We start from the raw sequence: 18,342 nt of genomic DNA on the forward strand, positions 1-18,342 counted from the left end.
TCCGGTGGAGTCCCACTTGGCAGGAGCCAAGTCGTTCTGCCACAGTCTCGACTGTCGAGACGAGTCGGTCCCAAGTCCCGGTGACAAGCATCGCGTATCGACAACGGAGTTTGGAATGCCGAATTACCGCGTCAGTTTCGCAAAGCAAATCCTCGGCGTGCCGTTCACCATCGGATCGGTCGAGATCTCGCGCGCGCGCGATCCGCGTCGTGCTCAGCGTGCGGCGGAACTTCGTTTCGCGCGCCAGCACGGTGTCGAGGATTGGCGCGAGCGGGCGGATCGTGTCGCCGTCGAGGCCGCACAAGCCTGACACACGGAATGTCGTCTTGATCCGTCTTTGCATAGTCTCGAGCAGGACGATGCCACAGCCATGGTCTCGATCACAGGTCGGCCTGCGGCTGCGGCATGGTCCCGCTTTCAAGACCCTGGTCCTCGGTCGCCCCACATCATAGACTGACGGCCATGCACGGCTGCGTTCCGCGGGGCCGGCATCACCCTAGCCGGGTGACAGGGTTTTTGGGGCAGGCGGCGAGCCATGGCGGCGATTTCGTTTTTCGGCGACCTGCTTCAGACCATCAGCGACCGTGGTCGCGATCTCATCGGCATCGGTCGCGGCGACCTCGCCGCGAGGGCCAACGCGCAGGAACTGATCAAGCTCTGCGAAGACCTGATCTCCAGGCGCGGCGAAGCCTCCGGCGTGGCGCTCGCCCGCCTGATCCTGGAGCGCTATTCGAGCTTGGCAAAGCCCGAGCGTCTCGTCTTCCTCCAGGGCGTCGCCACCGTGTTCGGGGCCGACCATGAAGCGGTGGACGATGCCATCGCCGCCTATCGCCGGGACCCGACCCGCGCCGCGCTCGGCGTCCTGCACGTGGCGGCCGAGCCGCGCAGCCAGGAACTCATCCGTCGGCTCAACCTCGCTCGCAACGGCACCCTCGCCCTGGTGCGGATGCGTGAGGACCTGTTCGCCCTGCGCAAGGAGTTGCGGGGCAGCGAAGCGGATCACGACCTCATCGACGCCGTCGACAGTCTCGACAGCGATTTCGAGCATCTCTTCGCCTCATGGTTCAACCGGGGCTTCTTGGTTCTGCGCCATATCGACTGGACCACGCCGGCCCATATCCTGGAGAAGATCATCCGTTACGAGGCCGTGCACGAGATCGCCGGCTGGGACGAACTGCGCCGGCGGATCGAGCCGTCGGACAGACGCTGCTTCGCTTTCTTCCATCCGGCCCTGCAGGACGAGCCGCTGATCTTCGTCGAAGTGGCGCTCACCGGCGGCATTGCCCCGGCCATTGCGCCGATCCTGGCGCATGAGCGCGAGCTGCTTCCGACGCGTGCCGCCACCACGGCCATCTTCTACTCGATCTCGAACTGTCAGAAGGGTTTGGCTGGAATCACCTTCGGCAATTTCCTGATCAAGCAGGTGGTGGAGGATCTCGCCCGCGAGATCCCGAGCCTCAAGACCTTTGTGACCCTGTCGCCGGTGCCCGGCTTCTCCGCCTGGCTCGACCGCGAGCGCCGCTCGGATTCGCCGCAGGGGCTGACGCGCGACGATATCGAGGCGTTGCGGGCCATCGACGAGCCGGGCTGGCACGCCGACAAGGCCAGGGCCGATGCGGTGAAGAAGGCCCTCATCCCGGCGGCCGCCGCCTATTTCCTGCGGGCCAAGAACGAGCGCGGCAAGCCCCTCGACCCGGTGGCGCGCTTCCATCTCGGCAATGGCGCGCGGCTGGAGCGGCTGAACTTCCTCGGCGACGTTTCGCCCAAGGGGCTGAGCCAGTCGCGCGGGCTGATGGTCAATTACCTCTACGATCTCTCGGCCATCGAGAAGAACCACGAAACCTATGCCAATCTCGGCACGGTGGCGGCATCGAGCACCGTCAGCCGCGAACTGAGGTCCAACCTACCACCGATTCGCGCCGTCGCCCTGGCCGAGGCTTGATTTCGGGGCGTCGTCCGGCCACGGCTGTCGGTTCGATCACGGTTGGACGACGTCATGCGTAACCATCTCTTCGACCTCATCCGGGCGAGCCTGCCCGCCGATCCCGTCTCCCGGACCTTCATCGAGACCGGCGACGGCGCGCGGATCACCTATGCGGACATGCTCGAGCGTTCGGCCGCCTATGCCTCGGCCCTCAAGGCGCTCGGGGTGAAGACGGGCGACCGGGTCGCCGTGCAGGTCGAGAAGAGCGCCGAAGTGGTGTTCCTCTATCTCGGCGCGGTTCGGGCGGGCGCCGTCTTCCTGCCGCTCAACACTGCCTACACGGCCCCCGAGATCGCGTATTTCCTTTCGGATGCCGAGGCGTCTCTGTTCGTTTGCGATCCCGCCCGGCTCGCTGCCCTGGAACCCGTCGCCGCCGAAGCGAAGGTTTCAGCCATCCGCACTCTCGACGGGGCGGGACGTGGCACCATGGCGGAGGCGGCGGACGTGGCCGGCACCGACTTCGCGGATGTGGAACGCGGCCCCGACGATCTGGCGGCGATCCTCTACACCTCGGGCACGACCGGGCGCTCGAAAGGCGCCATGCTCAGCCACGACAACCTCGCCTCCAACGCCGTCACCCTGGTGGAGGCCTGGCGCTTCACCGCCGACGATGTGCTGATCCATGCCCTGCCGGTGTTCCACACCCACGGCCTCTTTGTGGCTACCAACATCGTTCTACTGGCTGGGGCCACGGCGATCTTCCTGCCGAAATTCGACCCGAAGCAGGTGCTCGCCTTGATGGGCCGGGCGACCTCGATGATGGGCGTGCCGACTTTCTATACGCGCCTCCTCACGGAGCCGGGCCTGACCCCCGAGGCGGCGGCGACAATCCGCCTGTTCGTTTCCGGCTCGGCCCCACTTCTCGCCGAGACGCACCGGGACTGGCAGGCCCGCACCGGCCACGCCATCCTCGAACGCTACGGCATGACCGAGACCAACATGAACACCTCGAACCCCTACGAGGGCGAACGCATCGCCGGCACGGTGGGCCTGCCCCTGCCGGGCGTTTCGCTCAGGGTGGTCGATCCCGAGACGGGACGGGCCTTGCCCGCCGATACGGTGGGGATGATCGAGGTGAAGGGCCCGAACGTGTTCCAGGGTTATTGGCGCATGCCCGAGAAGACGGCCTCCGAGTTCAAGGCGGACGGGTTCTTCATCACCGGCGATCTCGGCAAGGTCGACGAGCGCGGCTACGTCCACATCGTCGGGCGCGGCAAGGATCTCATCATCACCGGTGGCTACAACGTCTATCCGAAGGAAGTCGAAAACGAGATCGATGCTCTTCCGGGCGTCGTCGAATCCGCCGTGATCGGCCTCGCCCATGCGGATTTCGGCGAGGGCGTGACGGCGATCGTGGTCGCCCGCCCGGACGCGCCGGGAGAGCAGGAGATCCTCCGCATCCTCGAAGGGCGTCTCGCTCGGTTCAAATGCCCCAAGCGTGTGCTCTTCGCCGACGAATTGCCGCGCAATGCCATGGGCAAAGTGCAGAAGAACCTGCTGCGCGAAGTGCATGCGGAACTCTACCGCCGCTGAGGGGCAAGACGGCGGAACGCTTTGGCGGGCCGGCGGTTCACGTCATCGAACGGCCAAGCTCGCGCCGTCTCCGTACCGGTTGCCGTCATGTCTTCGTCTCAGCCTCACCGTCCCGAGCCTACGGAGCCGGGCTCCACCCATTCGATGGTCTGGACTCTGGCGATGGGGGCGGCGCTCGTCGCCCTGTCGCTGGCACCGCGGTCGCGCGGCGCCAGGCGTGAGGCCGAACCGCCCGAGCCGCGCCGCGAAGAAGGTGCCCGTTCGCATAGCGGGCGCAGCGCCGAATGGGTGGCGGCGACACAGGTCCATCGCGGTCGCGCCGCCGACAGCCCGACCGAGATCACCCGCGCCGGCTGGAAGGACATCGCCGTCCGCGTCTATCTGGAATTCAACAAGGACCGCGTGCTCGCGGTCGCCGCCGGGGTCACGTTCTTCACCCTGCTGTCGCTGTTCCCGGCCATCGCCGCCCTGGTCTCCTGCTACGGCCTCGTGGCCGATGTCGGCGCCATCAACGAGCACCTCTCCAGCATGCAGGGCGTGCTGCCCTCCAGCGCCATCGACATTATCGGCGAGCAGGTGAAGCGGATCGCCGCCAAGGATAACGGCACGCTGGGACTGACGTTCTTCTCCAGCCTCGTCCTGTCGCTCTGGAGCGCGAACGCCGCCATGAAGGCGATGTTCGATGCCCTGAACGTGGTCTACGAGGAAGACGAGAAGCGCTCCTTCGTGATGCTGAACCTGCGCTCCCTGACCTTCACCGTCGGGGCGCTCCTGTTCACCATCCTCGCGCTCACCAGCATCGTCGTGCTCCCGGTGATCTTCAACTTCTTCGGGTTCGGGCAGGGGGCGAGGCTCATCGCCCTGCTGCGCTGGCCCTTCCTGCTCGTCGTCCTCCTCGGCGGCCTCTCACTGCTCTATCGCTATGGCCCGAGCCGCGAGCGGCCGCGCTGGCGATGGGTCGGCACCGGTGGCGCTGTGGCGGGCATCCTCTGGCTCGCCGCCTCCATCCTGTTCTCGTGGTATGTCGGCAGCTTCGGCAATTACAACGAGACTTACGGTTCGCTCGGCGCCGCCATCGGCTTCATGACCTGGATCTGGATCTCGACGACGATCGTGCTCCTGGGTGCCGAGATCAATGCCGAAATGGAGCATCAGACCGCTCGGGACACGACGACGGGCCCGGAAAAGCCCATGGGCGACCGCGAGGCACGGATGGCGGACACGGTCGGCGCGGCTGCGTGACAGGGTGCGGGACGGCCTCGGGAGTCCTATTTCTCCAGCCTATCCCGAGGAACCGGAGGCCATCATGAGCGAGACCCAGTCAGGCACCGTCCAGCGCAGCGAGGCCGAGTGGCGCGAGATCCTGACGCCGGACCAGTACCGTGTCCTGCGCGAGCACGGCACGGAGCGGGCGGGCACGAGCTGCCTCAATGCCGAGAAGCGTCCCGGCACGTTCCACTGCGCCGGCTGTGATGCCCCGTTATTCGAGAACAGCACGAAATTCGAATCCGGCACCGGTTGGCCGAGCTTCTTCGATCCCATCGACGGCGCGGTGGAGACGACGACCGACCGGAGCCACTGGATGGTGAGGACCGAAGTGCACTGCGCCCGCTGCAAAGGTCATCTCGGCCACGTCTTCGATGATGGCCCGGCGCCGACGGGGCTGCGTTATTGCATGAACGGCATTTCACTGCGTTTCGAGCCGAATGCGTGAGCTCATTGGTATAAAAGGATAAAAATCGGGGCCGGGCTTACGAGAGCGGCCTTGATTTAGTCCCATTTTTTCTTAGTCGAAGGGAAGTGGTCTTCCCCTTTGTGTGCCGTCGGCTGTGTGCCGTCGGCGGTGCGAGGCGGGAAAACGATCGAATTCGGACGGTTCGTGCCGGCCGGTTTCCACAGGCCGGGCATTCCGTCGCTGCCGAAACAGGGTATGGCTTCGAACGGCGCTGACGTTGCGCCCATGGCGCGGCGCTCCGGAGGAGTGCCTGCCATGATGAGCCGATCCGGGGGGAGAGAATACATGAGTGTCGTTCGTCGGTTTCTGGTCGCGCCTTCGCTCGTCCGCCTGATCCGCAAGGAGCGCGGCGGTTCGAAGATCACCGAGGGCTATTTCGCTCCCCAGGCCGGTCGCACCTCCTATGTCCGCGTCGATGGCCAGAACTGCCATCTCGTCCTCGTCACCACGGCGCCGGACGGAACGTCGAGCGAGGAGCGGACCGACGTTCCCCGCGCCCACGGCGATGCCCTTCTGGATGTCTGCTCCGGCAAGGCGATCTACGACCGTGCCGTGCTCGCGCTCGGCAACGGCCGCGAGGCGCTCGTCGACCGCTACGCGACACCGGGCGCCCTCGACCTGCTCAGCGTCGTGTTCGACGACCCCGGCCAGGCCGCCGCTTTCGTACCCCCGGCCTGGTTCGGCGACGACGTTACCGAGAATTCCGCCTATGACCGCCATTCCGTGGCGATCCAGGGTGTGCCGCAAACCGGCGAGGTTCCCCTGAACAACGCCGCCCTCGAAGCGATCCTCGATCTGCTCGAACCGCGCTTCGGCTTCGGCCGCTTCAATGCCCCGCCGCCGAAGGCCGGTGAGGACGAGGCGACCCTTCGGGCGAACCGCCGCGCTGCAGCCCTGGCTGCCAAGGCGGCCGCTCCTGCGGCCATCCCGGTGGAAGAGCCCGCACCGCAACCCGTCGTTGAGGAACGGAGCGAGGAGCGTCGGGAAGAGCCCGCCGCGGCGGAGGAGACCGCGACGGACACTCCGATCCGCACCGATGCCCGCATCGACGACGTCATCGAAAGCCTGTCGCAGGCTCTGGGCGCGTCTCAACCGTCCCGCGCTCCTGCACGCGACGACGATCCGGCCGCCGAATTCGAGCGCTGGACCGTGCGTCCCCGTCGTACTCCGCAGACCTGAACCCTTGGTACCGGAGGTGGTCATGCCCATCTCCGGGCTCCTCGCGAGGAGCCAGCGGCACCGGGCAGATCCGGCAAAGTGGATGACCAACGATTGTATGCAGTAGCGCGACAGAAGCTCGGCGCGTTACAGAAGCAGCCCATCCTCACGGTTTCGGCGAGAAACAAAGATTATCTCTCATAGCCGCGTTGAGGCGAGGGATTAAACTCGCTAGCGTCTCGCCAAGACAGACGAGCGTGCGCCCAACGAGGCGCCTGTGAGGGAACATGGTTCAGACCACCGTCCATGCCGGAGGCAGCGCGCCGGCAGCACCGACACCTCACGAACCTTGGTACAAGGTCCTCTACATCCAGGTGCTGATCGCCATCGCGCTCGGCATCCTGCTCGGATATCTGCACCCCGAATGGGGCAAGTCCGTCAAGTGGTTGGGCGACGCCTTCATCGCCCTGATCAAGATGATGATCGCGCCGATCATCTTCTGTACCATCGTCCACGGCATCGCCTCTATCGGCGACCTGAAGAAGGTCGGCCGCGTAGGCTTGAAGGCGCTGGTCTATTTCGAGGTGGTCTCGACCATTGCGCTCCTCATCGGCGTGCTTGTGGGTGAAGTGGTAAAGCCCGGCGCCGGTTTCAATGCCGATGTGAGCAAGCTCGACGGTAAATCGGTTGAGAAATACGCCAAGATCGCCGCCGACGATTCCGTCACCGGCCACATCATGGCTCTGATCCCGAAGAGCTTCTTCGACGCTTTCGCCACGGGTGACCTGCTCCAGGTCCTTCTCATCTCGATCCTCACCGGCGTCGTGGTGACCGGCATGGGCAAGCGCGGCGAGGCGATCACGCACGCCATCGACACCGCCGGCCAGATCTTCTTCCGCATCATCGGCCTCGTGGTGAAGCTCGCCCCTATCGGTGCCTTCGGCGCCATGGCCTTCACCATCGGCCAGTACGGCATCGGCAAGGTGATCGATCTCGCCTGGCTCGTCGGCACCTTCTACGTCACCGCCTTTCTGTTCGTGGTTCTGGTTCTGGGCGGCATCGCCAGGGTGGCCGGCTTCTCGATCTTCAAGTTCCTGGCCTACATCAAGGACGAACTCCTCATCGTGCTCGGCACCTCGTCCTCCGAGACGGTGCTGCCGCACATGATGACGAAGATGCGCCGCCTGGGCGCCTCGGATTCCGTCGTGGGCCTGGTGATCCCCACGGGCTATTCGTTCAACCTCGACGGCACCAACATCTATATGACGCTGGCGTCGCTGTTCCTGGCCCAGGCCGTGGGTGCGGACCTTTCGTTCGGCCAGTACGCCACCATCATCCTGGTCGCGATGCTGACCTCGAAGGGAGCCTCCGGCGTCACGGGCGCCGGCTTCATCACTCTTGCGGCCACGCTCAGCGCCATCCCGAACAATCCGGTGCCGGTTGCCGCCATGACCCTGATCCTGGGTGTCGACAAGTTCATGTCGGAGTGCCGGGCCATCACCAACCTGATCGGCAACGGCGTCGCCACGGTGGTGGTCAGCCGCTGGGAGGGTGAACTCGATCAGGAGAAGCTGAACCAAGTCATGGCGCATCCCTTCTCCATCGGCACCGACATTTCCGACCACGCGCCGAACATGGACCAGGAGCCTGCTCCCCGTCCGGCGGTCGCCGCACAATAGGGCGAGGACATGGACCCGGCGCATCTCCGCATCGGGATCGACCTCGGCGGCACCAAGATCGCCGGCATCGTTCTCGATGCCGGCGGAGCCGTTCGCGCCGAGGGCCGGATCCCGACCCCGAAGGACGATTACGACGCGACCCTCGACTCGATCGTGTCGCTCGTCCTGCGGATGGAGCGCGAGGCAGGCGGCATCGGCAGTGTCGGCATTGGTATGCCTGGCGCGGTCTCGCCACGCAGCGGCCTCGTGAAGAACGCCAACTCGGTCTGGCTGAACGGCAGGCCCTTCGTCATCGATCTCGAGGCGCGGCTCGGCCGGCCGGTCCGAGCGGAGAACGATGCCAATTGCCTCGCGGTCTCCGAGGCGGTGGATGGCGCGGGTGCCGGGGCGCGGGTCGTCTGGGCGATCATCCTAGGGACCGGCGTCGGTTCCGGCATCGCCATCGACGGTGTGGCCCTGTCGGGCGCCAACCGCATCGCGGGCGAATGGGGGCACAATCCAATTCCCGCGCCCCGCGACGACGAACGGCCCGGTCCCGCCTGCTATTGCGGTCGGAAGGGCTGTATCGAGACGTGGCTCTCCGGGCCGGGGTTCGCCGCCGACCATGGCAGGCGCACCGGAGCGGCCGCCCCGACGGGCGAATCCGTCATTGCCGCCGCGCGGGCGGGCGATGCAGCCGCATGCGAAAGCGTCGCTCGCTATCGGGAAAGGCTCGCCCGCGCGATGGCCGGCGTGATCAACGTCCTCGACCCCGATGTGGTGGTTCTCGGTGGTGGGCTGTCGACCGTGCCGGAACTGACCGCCGACCTGACCGGACTGATCCATCCGCATGTCTTCTCGGGAGAATGCGAGACGCCGATCCGGGTGAGCCGCCACGGCGACGCTTCCGGCGTGCGGGGTGCAGCCTGGTTATGGGGCCTCCACGCCTGAACCTCTCCCCATCGTTCCCCGCAGCCGGTATGGACGGGGCATCGCATAACGACGTGAGCGTATTCCCATGACGAGTCTGGCTTCCCTCGATCCCGCCGCCCGCGACGCACTTCACGCAGAGGCCCGCGACGCCTACGAGGCCTTCAAGGCCCGTGGCCTGAAGCTCGACATGACCCGCGGCAAGCCGTCGCCCGAGCAGCTCGACCTGTCCAGCGCGATGATGTCCCTTCCGGGGAACGGCGACCACTTCGCCGAGGCCGGCGACGATGCGCGCAATTACGGCGGCCTCCAAGGCCTGCCAGAGGCGCGCGCCCTGTTCGCGCCGATGGTGCAGGCGCCGGCCGCCCAGATCGTCATCGGTGACAATTCCAGCCTCGCGCTCATGCACGATTGCATCGCCTGGGCTCTGCTGAAGGGCGTGCCCGGCTCGGAGAAGCCCTGGTCGAAGGAAGAGGAGCCGGTCTTCCTTTGTCCCGTCCCGGGCTATGACCGTCACTTCGCCATCTGCGAGGCCCTGGGCATCCGCATGCTGCCCGTCCCCATGACCGGCGAAGGGCCGGATATGGACGTGGTCGAGAAGCTTGCCGCCGATCCCGCGGTCAAGGGCATGTGGTGCGTGCCGAAATACGCCAATCCGAGCGGCGAGACCTATTCCGACGAGACAGTCCGGCGCCTCGCTTCCATGAAGACCGGCGCTCCCGACTTCCGCCTTTTCTGGGACAACGCGTACACGGTCCATCACCTCACCGCGACGCGCCACCCCCTCGCCGACATCCTCACCCTCTGCGAGGAAGCCGGCCATCCCGACCGGCCCTTCATCTTCGCCTCGACCTCCAAGATCACCCTGGCGGGAGCAGGCATCGCCGTGTTCGCCTCCTCGCCGGAAAACGTGCGCTGGTTCCTCGGCCGCTCGTTCTTCCGCACCATCGGGCCGGACAAGCTCAACCAGCTGCGCCACGTCCGCTTCCTCAAGGACATGGCCGGCATTGAGGCGCATATGGAGAAGCAGCGTGCGCTCATCGCGCCGAAGTTTCAGGCCGTTCTCGACGCGCTGGAGTCCCGACTCGGCGGAACCGGCGCAGCCACCTGGACGAAGCCCGAAGGCGGCTACTTCATCACCGTCGATACGGTGGACGGCGCGGCGCAGCGGACCGTTGCCCTCGCCAAGGAAGCCGGCATCGCCCTGACGCCCGCCGGTGCGACCTCGCCCTATGGACGCGACCAGCATGACCGCACCCTGCGCCTCGCCCCCACCTTTCCCTCGCTCTCCGACGTGAAGGCGGCTGCGGAGGGGATCGCGCTCTGCATCCTCCTCGCCGGACTGGAGACACAGCAGGCGGCCTGACCAAGCCGGCCGCTATTCGCTCCCCTCGGCGCAGGGCGATCGCATATGACACCACACCGTCATTCCGGGTCGCCACAGGCGAGCCCGGACCCGGAGGGCCGCGCCAGAGGCGTGCAATCAAGAGCCGCTGACAGTGTAAAGTCCTGCACCACTTGTGTTTCTGGATCCCGGGCTCCGCTGCGCGGACCCGGGATGACGGGGTGGTACCAGCGGGTTTCTGATAAGCAAATCGGCATATGCGATAGCCCTGCCTCGGCGAGAGGGGGGGGCGATGGCGGCCGACGATGAGGCACAGGATATGGACGGATCCCTACCGCTCTCTTTGCCCGTGATGGGGACGGAGGGCGGGCCCGGCCTCGCTCGATAAGCGACCGGCGCGTGATCGGCTGGCCGGCATGTGAGCGTGAAGCGCGATAGGCGAGACCAAGTACGGCGTCGCCCCCGGGGCGACGGTGATGCGGCCGAACCTAGTCGTTCAGCGGAATCCGCCGACGCGACGATCCCGCTTACGCTCGGCGGCCGGTTGATACGCGATCTGAGCGTGGTGAGTGCAATAGGGCAGGCCGGTGATCGAGCGGTCGCCGCAATAGTGGAAATCCGGCGAGGTCGGATCGCCCAGCGGCCAGCGGCACATGGATTCGCGTAGATCCATGATCGTCACGCGCTTGGATACGGCCAGCGGCGTGGCCTGGGGCATGACCAAGGCGGTTGTCTCGGGAAATGCCAAGCTCGGCGTGGCGACGGGATCGGCCACGGGCGCGAATTCCACGACCGTGTCGGCCTCGGTCTCGGGTGCCCGTGCCGCGGGCTTCTTCCGGCCATTACCCGGCGAATCCGCTGCCTTCACGCGGCCCGAAAGGCCGAGCCTGTGGACCTTGCCGATGACCGCATTGCGGGTGACTCCGCCGAGCTGGGCCGCGATCTGGCTCGCGCTCAGGCCCTCGTCCCAGAGACGCCGCAGTAGCTCGACACGCTCGTCCGTCCAGCCAGCACCGGTATCCGTCATCGCCCCCTCCGACATCCGCTCGATTCCCCCGACCGGCACCGAACGAACCCTGCGAAAACCCGCATGGCCTGTCCGTCCAATACCATACAGATGGTGGTCGCCCAGGGCACCCTTACGACGACGATCGGAACCGTACAGGACGCTTCGATGCCGATGCAAGGGCGCCCGAAAGCCGGGACGGACTTTCCACCGGCAAACCGTCGGGGGCGTCTCGGCTGTATTCTGAAGGGGCGGCGGCGATGCGGCTCCACCATGAGTGCGACGGCATAATCCTCCGCCGTATCCGACCGCATCGCCCGCCGGCCCAGCTTTCCCTTGACCTGACGCCGGATCGGGCGAGAAGCGCGTGTTTCACCAAGAGCCGAGAAGTGAAGGACAGGTCATGGTCGCGCCCGATCCGCTCGAGGGACGCCGCTCCGGCGAGGTGCCGCCACGCCTCGAAACACGCGGCCTGCGTGTCGATTTCGGTCGCAAGCTCGCTCTCGACGACGTCTCCCTCGCCGTTCGCGCGGGCGAGATCATCGCCCTTCTGGGTGATTCCGGCTGCGGCAAGAGCACCCTGCTACGTGCGGTGGCGGGGCTCGAACAGCCGAGCGGCGGTCTCGTCCTTCTCGATGGGCAGATCATGGGCCCGAGGGTACCGCCGGAGGAGCGGGGCGTCGGATTGATGTTCCAGGACTACGCCCTGTTCCCCCATCTCACCGTCATGCAGAACGTTCGCTTCGGCCTTCACCGGCTGCGCGCCGATGAGGCCGATGCCGTGGCGAGGGCGCGGCTGGAACAGGTCGGCCTCGCCGACCGGGCCGCGAGTTATCCCGGTGACCTGTCCGGCGGCGAGAGCCAGCGCGTGGCGCTCGCCCGCGCCTTGGCGCCGGGGCCACGCGTGCTGCTCCTCGACGAGCCCTTCTCCAATCTCGACCGGCGCAACCGCGATCGGGTTCGGGCCGACACGATCTCGGTGCTGCGCGCCACGGGCGCGACGGCGCTCCTGGTGACACACGACCCGGAGGAGGCCTTGCTGGTGAGTGACCGTATCGTCCTGATGCGGAGCGGCCGCATTGTCCAGATCGGCACCGGTGCGGATCTCTACCGGCGTCCCGTCTCGCATTTCGCCGCGAGCTTCTTCGGTGATCTCATCGCTTTCCCCACGCGCTGCATCGACGGCGCGGCAACGACGCCGCTCGGCAAGTTTCCGGCGCCGGGAATCGCCAGCGGCGCAAGGGTGGCCGCCTGCGTCAGGCCCGAGGCGATTCTGCTATCCGGCGCGGAAACCGGTCATCCGGCGCGGGTCATCCGCCGGCGCTTCCTCGGACCCGTCGCGGAATTGACCCTGGCGGCGGAGGGGTTCTCCGACACGTTCCGCCTCACCGTCGCGGAAGAGACATCGGCGGGGGAGGGCGATTGCGTCGGCCTGAAGCTCGCGAACGGCGCGAGGTTGGTTTTTCCGCTCGAGACGGATTAATTCCGCCTGGTTGCTCGTGCTTGGCAATATCCAGAAGTATAGTTTTTAACGATAATAAACTGAAGACATAAGTCTTGCTTTTCTCGTGAAGATGCGGCCCAGAACCGTTCGCCACGGGAAGAGGAATGGACGTCATGGTCGGTTGGGTCTCGAAATGTCTGGTCGGCGGCGCGACGGCTTTCGCCTGGATCTCCGGAGCGACGGCCGCCGAGGTCAACATCTACACCACGCGCGAGCCCGGCCTGATCAAGCCCCTGCTCGATGCCTACACGGCCAAGAGCGGCGTCACCGTCAACACCGTCTTCGTCGAGAAGGGCCTCGCTGAGCGCGTGGCCTCCGAGGGCGAGCGGTCTAAGGCAGACGTGCTCATGACCGTCGATATCGGCAATCTCATCGAACTCGTGGATCGCGGCTTGGCGCAGCCGGTTCGTACGGAGACCCTGGAAGCCGCCGTCCCGGCCCCCCTGCGCGATGCCGGTGGTCTCTGGTACGCCCTCTCCATGCGCGCCCGTGTCGCCTATGCCGACAAGGACCTCGCGGAGAAGGCCCTGACCTACGAGGATCTCGCCGACCCGAAATGGAAGGGTAAGCTCTGCCTGCGCGCGGGCCAGCACCCTTACAACACCGCGCTCATCGCCCATTACATCGTCAAGCACGGGCCGGATAAGGCGAAGGAATGGCTGACCGGTGTGAAGGCCAACCTCGCGCGCAAGCCGGCCGGCGGCGACCGTGACGTAGCCCGCGATATCCTGGCCGGAACCTGCACCGTCGGTCTCGGCAACTCGTACTATGTCGGGCTGATGCGCTCGGGCAAGGGTGGCCCGGACCAGCAGAAATGGGGCGACGGGATCAAGGTCGTACTGCCGGTCTTCACGAGCGGTGGCACCCATGTGAACGTCTCCGGCGCCGTCGTCGCGAAAGGCGCGCCGAACCGCGACGAAGCGGTCAAGCTTCTCGAATACCTCGTCTCGGACGAGGGCCAGGGCCTCTATGCGAAGGCCAATTTCGAGTATCCGGTGAAGGTGGGCGCGCCGATCGACCCCCAGCTCACCGCGCTGGGCCCGCTGACCATCGATACCGTGCCCCTGGCCGAGATCGCCCGTAACCGGAAGGCCGCGAGCCTGCTGGTGGATACGGTCGGCTTCGACAACTGAAGCCCAGGCCGATGCGGGTGACTGCCGAACTGGCCGGATCGCAGGCCGCGCTCGGCACGGACGTCGTTCCGCGCCCGGCGTCGCGCCTGCGCGCCGGGCCTCTCGCCTGGGCGGCGGGAGCGCTGGCGCTCGCCGCCCTGATCCTGAGCCCGGTCGTATCCCTGGCGCTGACGGCGGCGGGGGGATCGAGCGAGGTCTGGCCGCATCTCCTGGCGCATGTCCTGCCGCAGGCGACGCTCACCACTGCGTTGCTCCTCGGCGGCGTCGGCCTCCTCGTCGTCATGCTTGGGGTCGGCTCCGCCTGGCTCGTCTCGGCCTACGAGTTCCGGGGCCGACGCCTCCTGGAAATCGGGTTGCTGCTGCCCTTGGCGGTGCCGACCTACATCGTCGCCTTCGCCTATCTCGACCTGCTTCATCCGATAGGCCCGGTCCAGACCGCGCTACGCGATGCTCTCGGCGTCGCGCGGCCGAAGGATCTGCTGCTGCCCGAGATCAGGTCCCTGCCGGGCTGCATCCTGCTTCTCGGCTTCGTGCTCTATCCATACGTCTACCTGCCGACGCGGGCGCTGTTCCTGATGCAGGCAGGCACGCTCATCGAGGCGGCGCGCATTCTCGGACGGTCGCCGATGGCGGTCTTCTTCCACGTCGCCTTGCCGCTGGCGCGCCCCGCCATCGCCCTCGGCACCAGCCTCGCCCTGATGGAGACGCTCAACGATATCGGCGCCGCCGAATTTCTCGGCGTAAGGACGCTTACGGTTCAGGTCTACGCCACCTGGATCAACCGCTCCGATCTGCCCGGCGCAGCGCAGATCGCCCTGGTCATGCTGGCGATGGTGCTCCTGCTGCTGGCGGCCGAACGCTGGGGCCGGCGCGGGCGCGGCTATTCCGGCACGGCACAGCGCCAGCGCGGCATGGCCCGCCATCGCCTGTCCGGCGCGTCGGTCCTGGCCGCCTTGTGTCTCGGCACTCTTCCCATCGCCATCGGTTTCCTGATTCCGGCGGCCTATCTCGTCCATTCCGCCATCGCCCGCGTGACGCGGCTGGGATTTCCTCGGGGAGTCATCGCCGAGGCGGGAAACACCCTCCTTTATGCCGGCCTCGCCACCCTGCTGGCGGCGATATGCGGCTTCCTCGTCGCCGCCGGCCCGCGCCTCGTCGCGCGACGTTTCGGGCAGGGGCTGATCCGCATCGCCGCCCTCGGCTACGCGCTTCCCGGCGCGATCCTGGCGATCGGGCTCCTCGGCCCGCTGGCTCTCGCCGATGCCTCCCTGTCCCGTGTCACGACGGCGCTCTTCGGCGTCGCCCCGGCCATCATCGGGGTCGGAGCAGGTGGCGCCCTCGTCGTCGCCTATCTCGTGCGCTTCCTTGCGGTCGGTGTCGGCGCCTGCGAGGCCGGCCTGTCGAAAGTGCCGGCCTCCCTCGGGGAAGCCGGGCGCATGCTCGGCCGGGGGGCTGTCGGCACGCTGATGCGCGTCCACCTGCCGATGACGTGGCCGGCTTTGCTGAGCGGAGCGCTCCTCGTCTTCGTCGACTGCGTCAAGGAACTGCCCGCGACCCTGCTCCTGCGCCCGCTCAACGTCGAGACCCTCGCGACCCATCTCTACGGGGAGGCGGTGCGCGGTACTTACGAGGATGGCGCAGTGGCGGCCCTCCTCATCGTCGTCGTCGGCCTGATCCCGGTGGCTTTGCTCCTCCGCTTCGGCTCGCCGGAGCGGGCCCCGAGGGGCGGTTGAGGTTCAGGATCGAGGCCGTTCGCCGGGCGTCCGAACCTTATCGTATGCCGGCTCGGCATAGTCGCTGCCGACCAACGCGACAGAGGCCCTTGACGGGCGCGTGGGCCTCGCCCTAGAAGGCCCTCGGTCCGGGTGCGTAGCTCAGCGGGAGAGCATTCGCTTCACACGCGAAGGGTCACAGGTTCGATCCCTGTCGCGCCCACCATTCCCCTCAAGCCGCAGCGATAGCCGGCACGAGGGCCTCGATCGCATCCACCAAGTCATCGAAATGCTGGATCACCTGCGTGGGGCCGAGTTGCTCTACCGGTAGGTCGGTATAGCCGAACGGCACCGCGATCACCGGAATGCCGGCAGCCTTCGCGGCATCGATATCGGCGCGGGAATCACCCACCATCACCGCACGCGAGACGTCGCCCTTCGCCTGCTCCACCGTGAGGGTGATATGGGCCGGATTGGGCTTGTAGACTGGGAACGTGTCGCGGCCGCAGATGGCGGCGAAGCGGCCGGCAACACCGAGCTCCTCAAGCAGTTGCTTGGCATGGGCCTCGACCTTGTTGGTGCAGACCGCCAGCAGGAAGCCGCGGGCGCTCAGCGTATCGAGCGCCGTCTCGACGCCGGGGAACAGGTAGGAATGCTCGCTGAGATGCCGGCCGTAATGGTCGAGGAAATCGACGAACAGGGTCTGCAGCCTTGTGTCGTCGAGCGTCTCCCCCGCCGCCTCGAAGCCACGCTGGATCAGCGCCTTCGCGCCGGCGCCGATCATGTCGCGGGCTTGATCCAGGGGCAGTGTCGGCAGGCCTTCGCGGGTGAGGATCGCGTTGAGGGTGCCGACGAGGTCGCCCGCGGTCTCGGCAAGGGTTCCGTCGAGGTCGAACACGACGATGGGCGGCAGGCTTGGCATGGTGGCTCGCTGGGTTCTGTGGGTCGGTAAAGGGCGCGATGGTGAAGAACCGGTTTGCGCGGCGGTCCCCGCCCGATAAAGCGGCATGGCCCATTGGGAAAAGCCGGTTAGGGGACAAGGACTTACGCGATCGACCCGGATCCGGTATCCGATTCCACCCTCTAGAATCGCGACGTGGTGCGATCAAGGCATTCGCGAGCGGGTCACGGTTGCGCCGCAAGGCCGCTATAGGGGAGCGGCCGTGAGATTCCCTTGTCTTTATCCGGACACGAAGGCGACCATGCGTTCGACCCTGCCGACCGATCCCGCGTTCACACTCATGGTTCCGGCCGCTTCCGCCCGTTCGCGGGGGCGGCGCTGGAGCAATTTTGGATGCCGGGTAGCGATCACCCTCAGCGTTCTCGCCGGCACTGTCGGCGCCGCGTCCGCCGCCTCCTTCGAGTTCGTGCCCGCGCCGCAGATCGACCTCAACAGGGTCTATCGCGTGGACAAGGTCACCGGCGAGGTCACGTCCTGTCAGTACGGTCTGCGCGAGGGTGCGGTGGGCAGCGTCGGCCTCACCGTGTGCTACGGCTCAGGGGAGGGCGCCAGCGCCCAGGCCCCGTCCGAATATGGCCTCGTCGCCTCCCGCCACACCCGGGAGGCCGGGGTGTTCCGCGTCAACTACCGCACGGGTGAGATGAGCATCTGCTACGTCCAGCTCCAGAAGGAAGCGGTGGTGTGCACGGCCCAGGCGAACCCGGCCACCAGCGGTCCCGAAGAGGCCGTGGCCACGGGCCAGGCGCCCGGCCGAGCGGGGCCGAGTGCCACGCCGCCCCAGAACACCCGGCCCTGACGACAATCGCTGCGTGTTCTCGGCAAGTGCCGCGTTCGGCAAGTGCTCCGTTGGACGCCGTTGCCAGCCGTGCTAGGGCCTCGGGACTTTCAGCGGCCCAGCCCGTAGCCCGAGAGCCCATCCATGCATCTGGTCCCCGCCCTCCCGACGAACCGGTCTCCCTCGTGAGCGGACCCGATCTGCGTCGTGCCGCCGCCGCCCGCGCCCTCGACCTCGTCGAGGATGGGATGCGACTCGGCATCGGTACCGGCAGCACCGCCAACGTGTTCGTGGAGCTTCTCGGCGCCAGGGTGCGCGAGGGACTCAAGGTGACGGGTGTGCCCACCTCGGAGGCGACGCGAATCGCCGCCGAGCGCGTCGGAATTCCCCTGGCCACCCTCGAAGACCTGCCCGAACTCGACCTCACCATCGATGGCGCTGATGAGATCGATGCCGCGATGCGTCTGGTGAAGGGCGGCGGCGGCGCACTCCTGCGCGAAAAGATCGTGGCTTTCGCGAGCCGCCGTATGGTGGTGATCGCCGACGCGGCGAAATCCGTGACCACCCTCGGAGCGTTTCCGCTGCCGGTGGAGGTCAATTCGTTCGGCCTCGGCGCTACCCGCATCGCCGTGGGAAGGGCCATCAAGAGTGCTGGCTGCGCGGGCGATCTCGTGCTGCGCTCCGGACCCGGCGGCTCGCCCTTCGTGACAGATGGCGGCCACCTTATCCTCGATGCCCATCTGAAGATCATCGCCGATCCCGAACGTCTGTCCGCCGCGCTCTGGGCGGTGCCCGGCGTGGTCGAGCACGGTCTGTTCATCGGGCTCGCCACGGGCGCTATCCTGGCGGAGGCCCGTGACGGGCAGGCGCATGTCACCTGTCTCGGCGCGGTCTGACGCGCTTCCCCA

Annotated in this window: 16 protein-coding genes and 1 tRNA gene; 15 read left to right on the forward strand and 2 right to left on the reverse strand. The window is 66.9% G+C overall.

What is annotated here, in order from left to right; all coding sequences use genetic code 11:
• Positions 1-115: 115 nt before the first annotated feature.
• From ACYQML_RS08795 to ACYQML_RS08835, 9 genes are all read left to right on the forward strand, one after another.
• Positions 116-310: a hypothetical protein gene (locus ACYQML_RS08795; protein ID WP_461235327.1), complete on the forward strand. Its 195-nt coding sequence runs from the start codon at positions 116-118 to the stop codon at positions 308-310.
• A 225-nt stretch (positions 311-535) separates the two neighbouring features.
• Positions 536-1,942, forward strand: a complete 1,407-nt coding sequence (locus ACYQML_RS08800; RefSeq protein WP_056431929.1) for a malonyl-CoA decarboxylase — start codon at positions 536-538, stop codon at positions 1,940-1,942.
• A gap of 54 nt (positions 1,943-1,996) precedes the next feature.
• Entirely contained in the window at positions 1,997-3,517 is a 1,521-nt protein-coding gene (locus tag ACYQML_RS08805; protein WP_461235328.1) for a malonate--CoA ligase, read from the forward strand.
• Positions 3,518-3,679: 162 nt separating this feature from the next.
• Positions 3,680-4,759 (forward strand): YihY/virulence factor BrkB family protein, encoded by a 1,080-nt coding sequence (locus ACYQML_RS08810; protein ID WP_082469895.1) that lies wholly within the window; start codon positions 3,680-3,682, stop codon positions 4,757-4,759.
• Between the two features lie 64 nt (positions 4,760-4,823).
• The gene (msrB, locus tag ACYQML_RS08815; protein ID WP_056431934.1) at positions 4,824-5,231 is read left to right on the forward strand and encodes a peptide-methionine (R)-S-oxide reductase MsrB; all 408 of its coding nucleotides are present in this window, start codon (positions 4,824-4,826) and stop codon (positions 5,229-5,231) included.
• 306 nt (positions 5,232-5,537) lie between these two features.
• Entirely contained in the window at positions 5,538-6,431 is an 894-nt protein-coding gene (locus ACYQML_RS08820) for a CYTH domain-containing protein (protein ID WP_461235329.1), read from the forward strand.
• A 266-nt stretch (positions 6,432-6,697) separates the two neighbouring features.
• A complete protein-coding gene (locus ACYQML_RS08825) occupies positions 6,698-8,089 on the forward strand; it encodes a dicarboxylate/amino acid:cation symporter (protein ID WP_056431940.1) in 1,392 nt (463 codons plus the stop codon).
• Positions 8,090-8,098: 9 nt separating this feature from the next.
• Entirely contained in the window at positions 8,099-9,019 is a 921-nt protein-coding gene (locus ACYQML_RS08830) for an ROK family protein (RefSeq protein WP_461235330.1), read from the forward strand.
• 67 nt (positions 9,020-9,086) lie between these two features.
• Positions 9,087-10,364, forward strand: coding sequence for a PLP-dependent aminotransferase family protein (locus ACYQML_RS08835; RefSeq protein ID WP_461235331.1), 1,278 nt, complete (start codon positions 9,087-9,089; stop codon positions 10,362-10,364).
• 475 nt (positions 10,365-10,839) lie between these two features.
• On the opposite strand, the gene ACYQML_RS08840 is transcribed toward ACYQML_RS08835, so the two are convergent.
• Entirely contained in the window at positions 10,840-11,370 is a 531-nt protein-coding gene (locus tag ACYQML_RS08840; protein WP_246747706.1) for a GcrA family cell cycle regulator, read from the reverse strand.
• Positions 11,371-11,752: 382 nt separating this feature from the next.
• Here ACYQML_RS08840 and ACYQML_RS08845 point away from each other — a divergent pair, with 382 nt between their 5' ends.
• The 4 genes from ACYQML_RS08845 to ACYQML_RS08860 all read left to right on the forward strand — a co-directional run bounded on the left by ACYQML_RS08845 (position 11,753) and on the right by ACYQML_RS08860 (position 15,924).
• Positions 11,753-12,832, forward strand: coding sequence for an ABC transporter ATP-binding protein (locus tag ACYQML_RS08845; RefSeq protein WP_461235332.1), 1,080 nt, complete (start codon positions 11,753-11,755; stop codon positions 12,830-12,832).
• Positions 12,833-12,957: 125 nt separating this feature from the next.
• Entirely contained in the window at positions 12,958-13,986 is a 1,029-nt protein-coding gene (locus ACYQML_RS08850) for an extracellular solute-binding protein (RefSeq protein WP_207410196.1), read from the forward strand.
• Positions 13,987-13,997: 11 nt separating this feature from the next.
• Positions 13,998-15,719, forward strand: a complete 1,722-nt coding sequence (locus ACYQML_RS08855; RefSeq protein ID WP_461235333.1) for an ABC transporter permease — start codon at positions 13,998-14,000, stop codon at positions 15,717-15,719.
• A gap of 130 nt (positions 15,720-15,849) precedes the next feature.
• Positions 15,850-15,924, forward strand: a tRNA-Val gene (locus ACYQML_RS08860).
• Between the two features lie 6 nt (positions 15,925-15,930).
• On the opposite strand, the gene gph is transcribed toward ACYQML_RS08860, so the two are convergent.
• Positions 15,931-16,620 (reverse strand): phosphoglycolate phosphatase, encoded by a 690-nt coding sequence (gene gph, locus ACYQML_RS08865; RefSeq protein ID WP_461235334.1) that lies wholly within the window; start codon positions 16,618-16,620, stop codon positions 15,931-15,933.
• A 280-nt stretch (positions 16,621-16,900) separates the two neighbouring features.
• Between gph and ACYQML_RS08870 the strand changes: the two genes are divergently transcribed.
• Both ACYQML_RS08870 and rpiA read left to right on the forward strand, forming a co-directional pair.
• A complete protein-coding gene (locus ACYQML_RS08870) occupies positions 16,901-17,455 on the forward strand; it encodes a hypothetical protein (protein ID WP_244477879.1) in 555 nt (184 codons plus the stop codon).
• Between the two features lie 164 nt (positions 17,456-17,619).
• On the forward strand, positions 17,620-18,330 hold the full coding sequence (rpiA, locus tag ACYQML_RS08875; protein WP_461235335.1) for a ribose-5-phosphate isomerase RpiA: 711 nt from the start codon (positions 17,620-17,622) through the stop codon (positions 18,328-18,330).
• Positions 18,331-18,342 lie beyond the last annotated feature (12 nt).

This window comes from Methylobacterium sp. CM6244, from assembly GCF_054817885.1.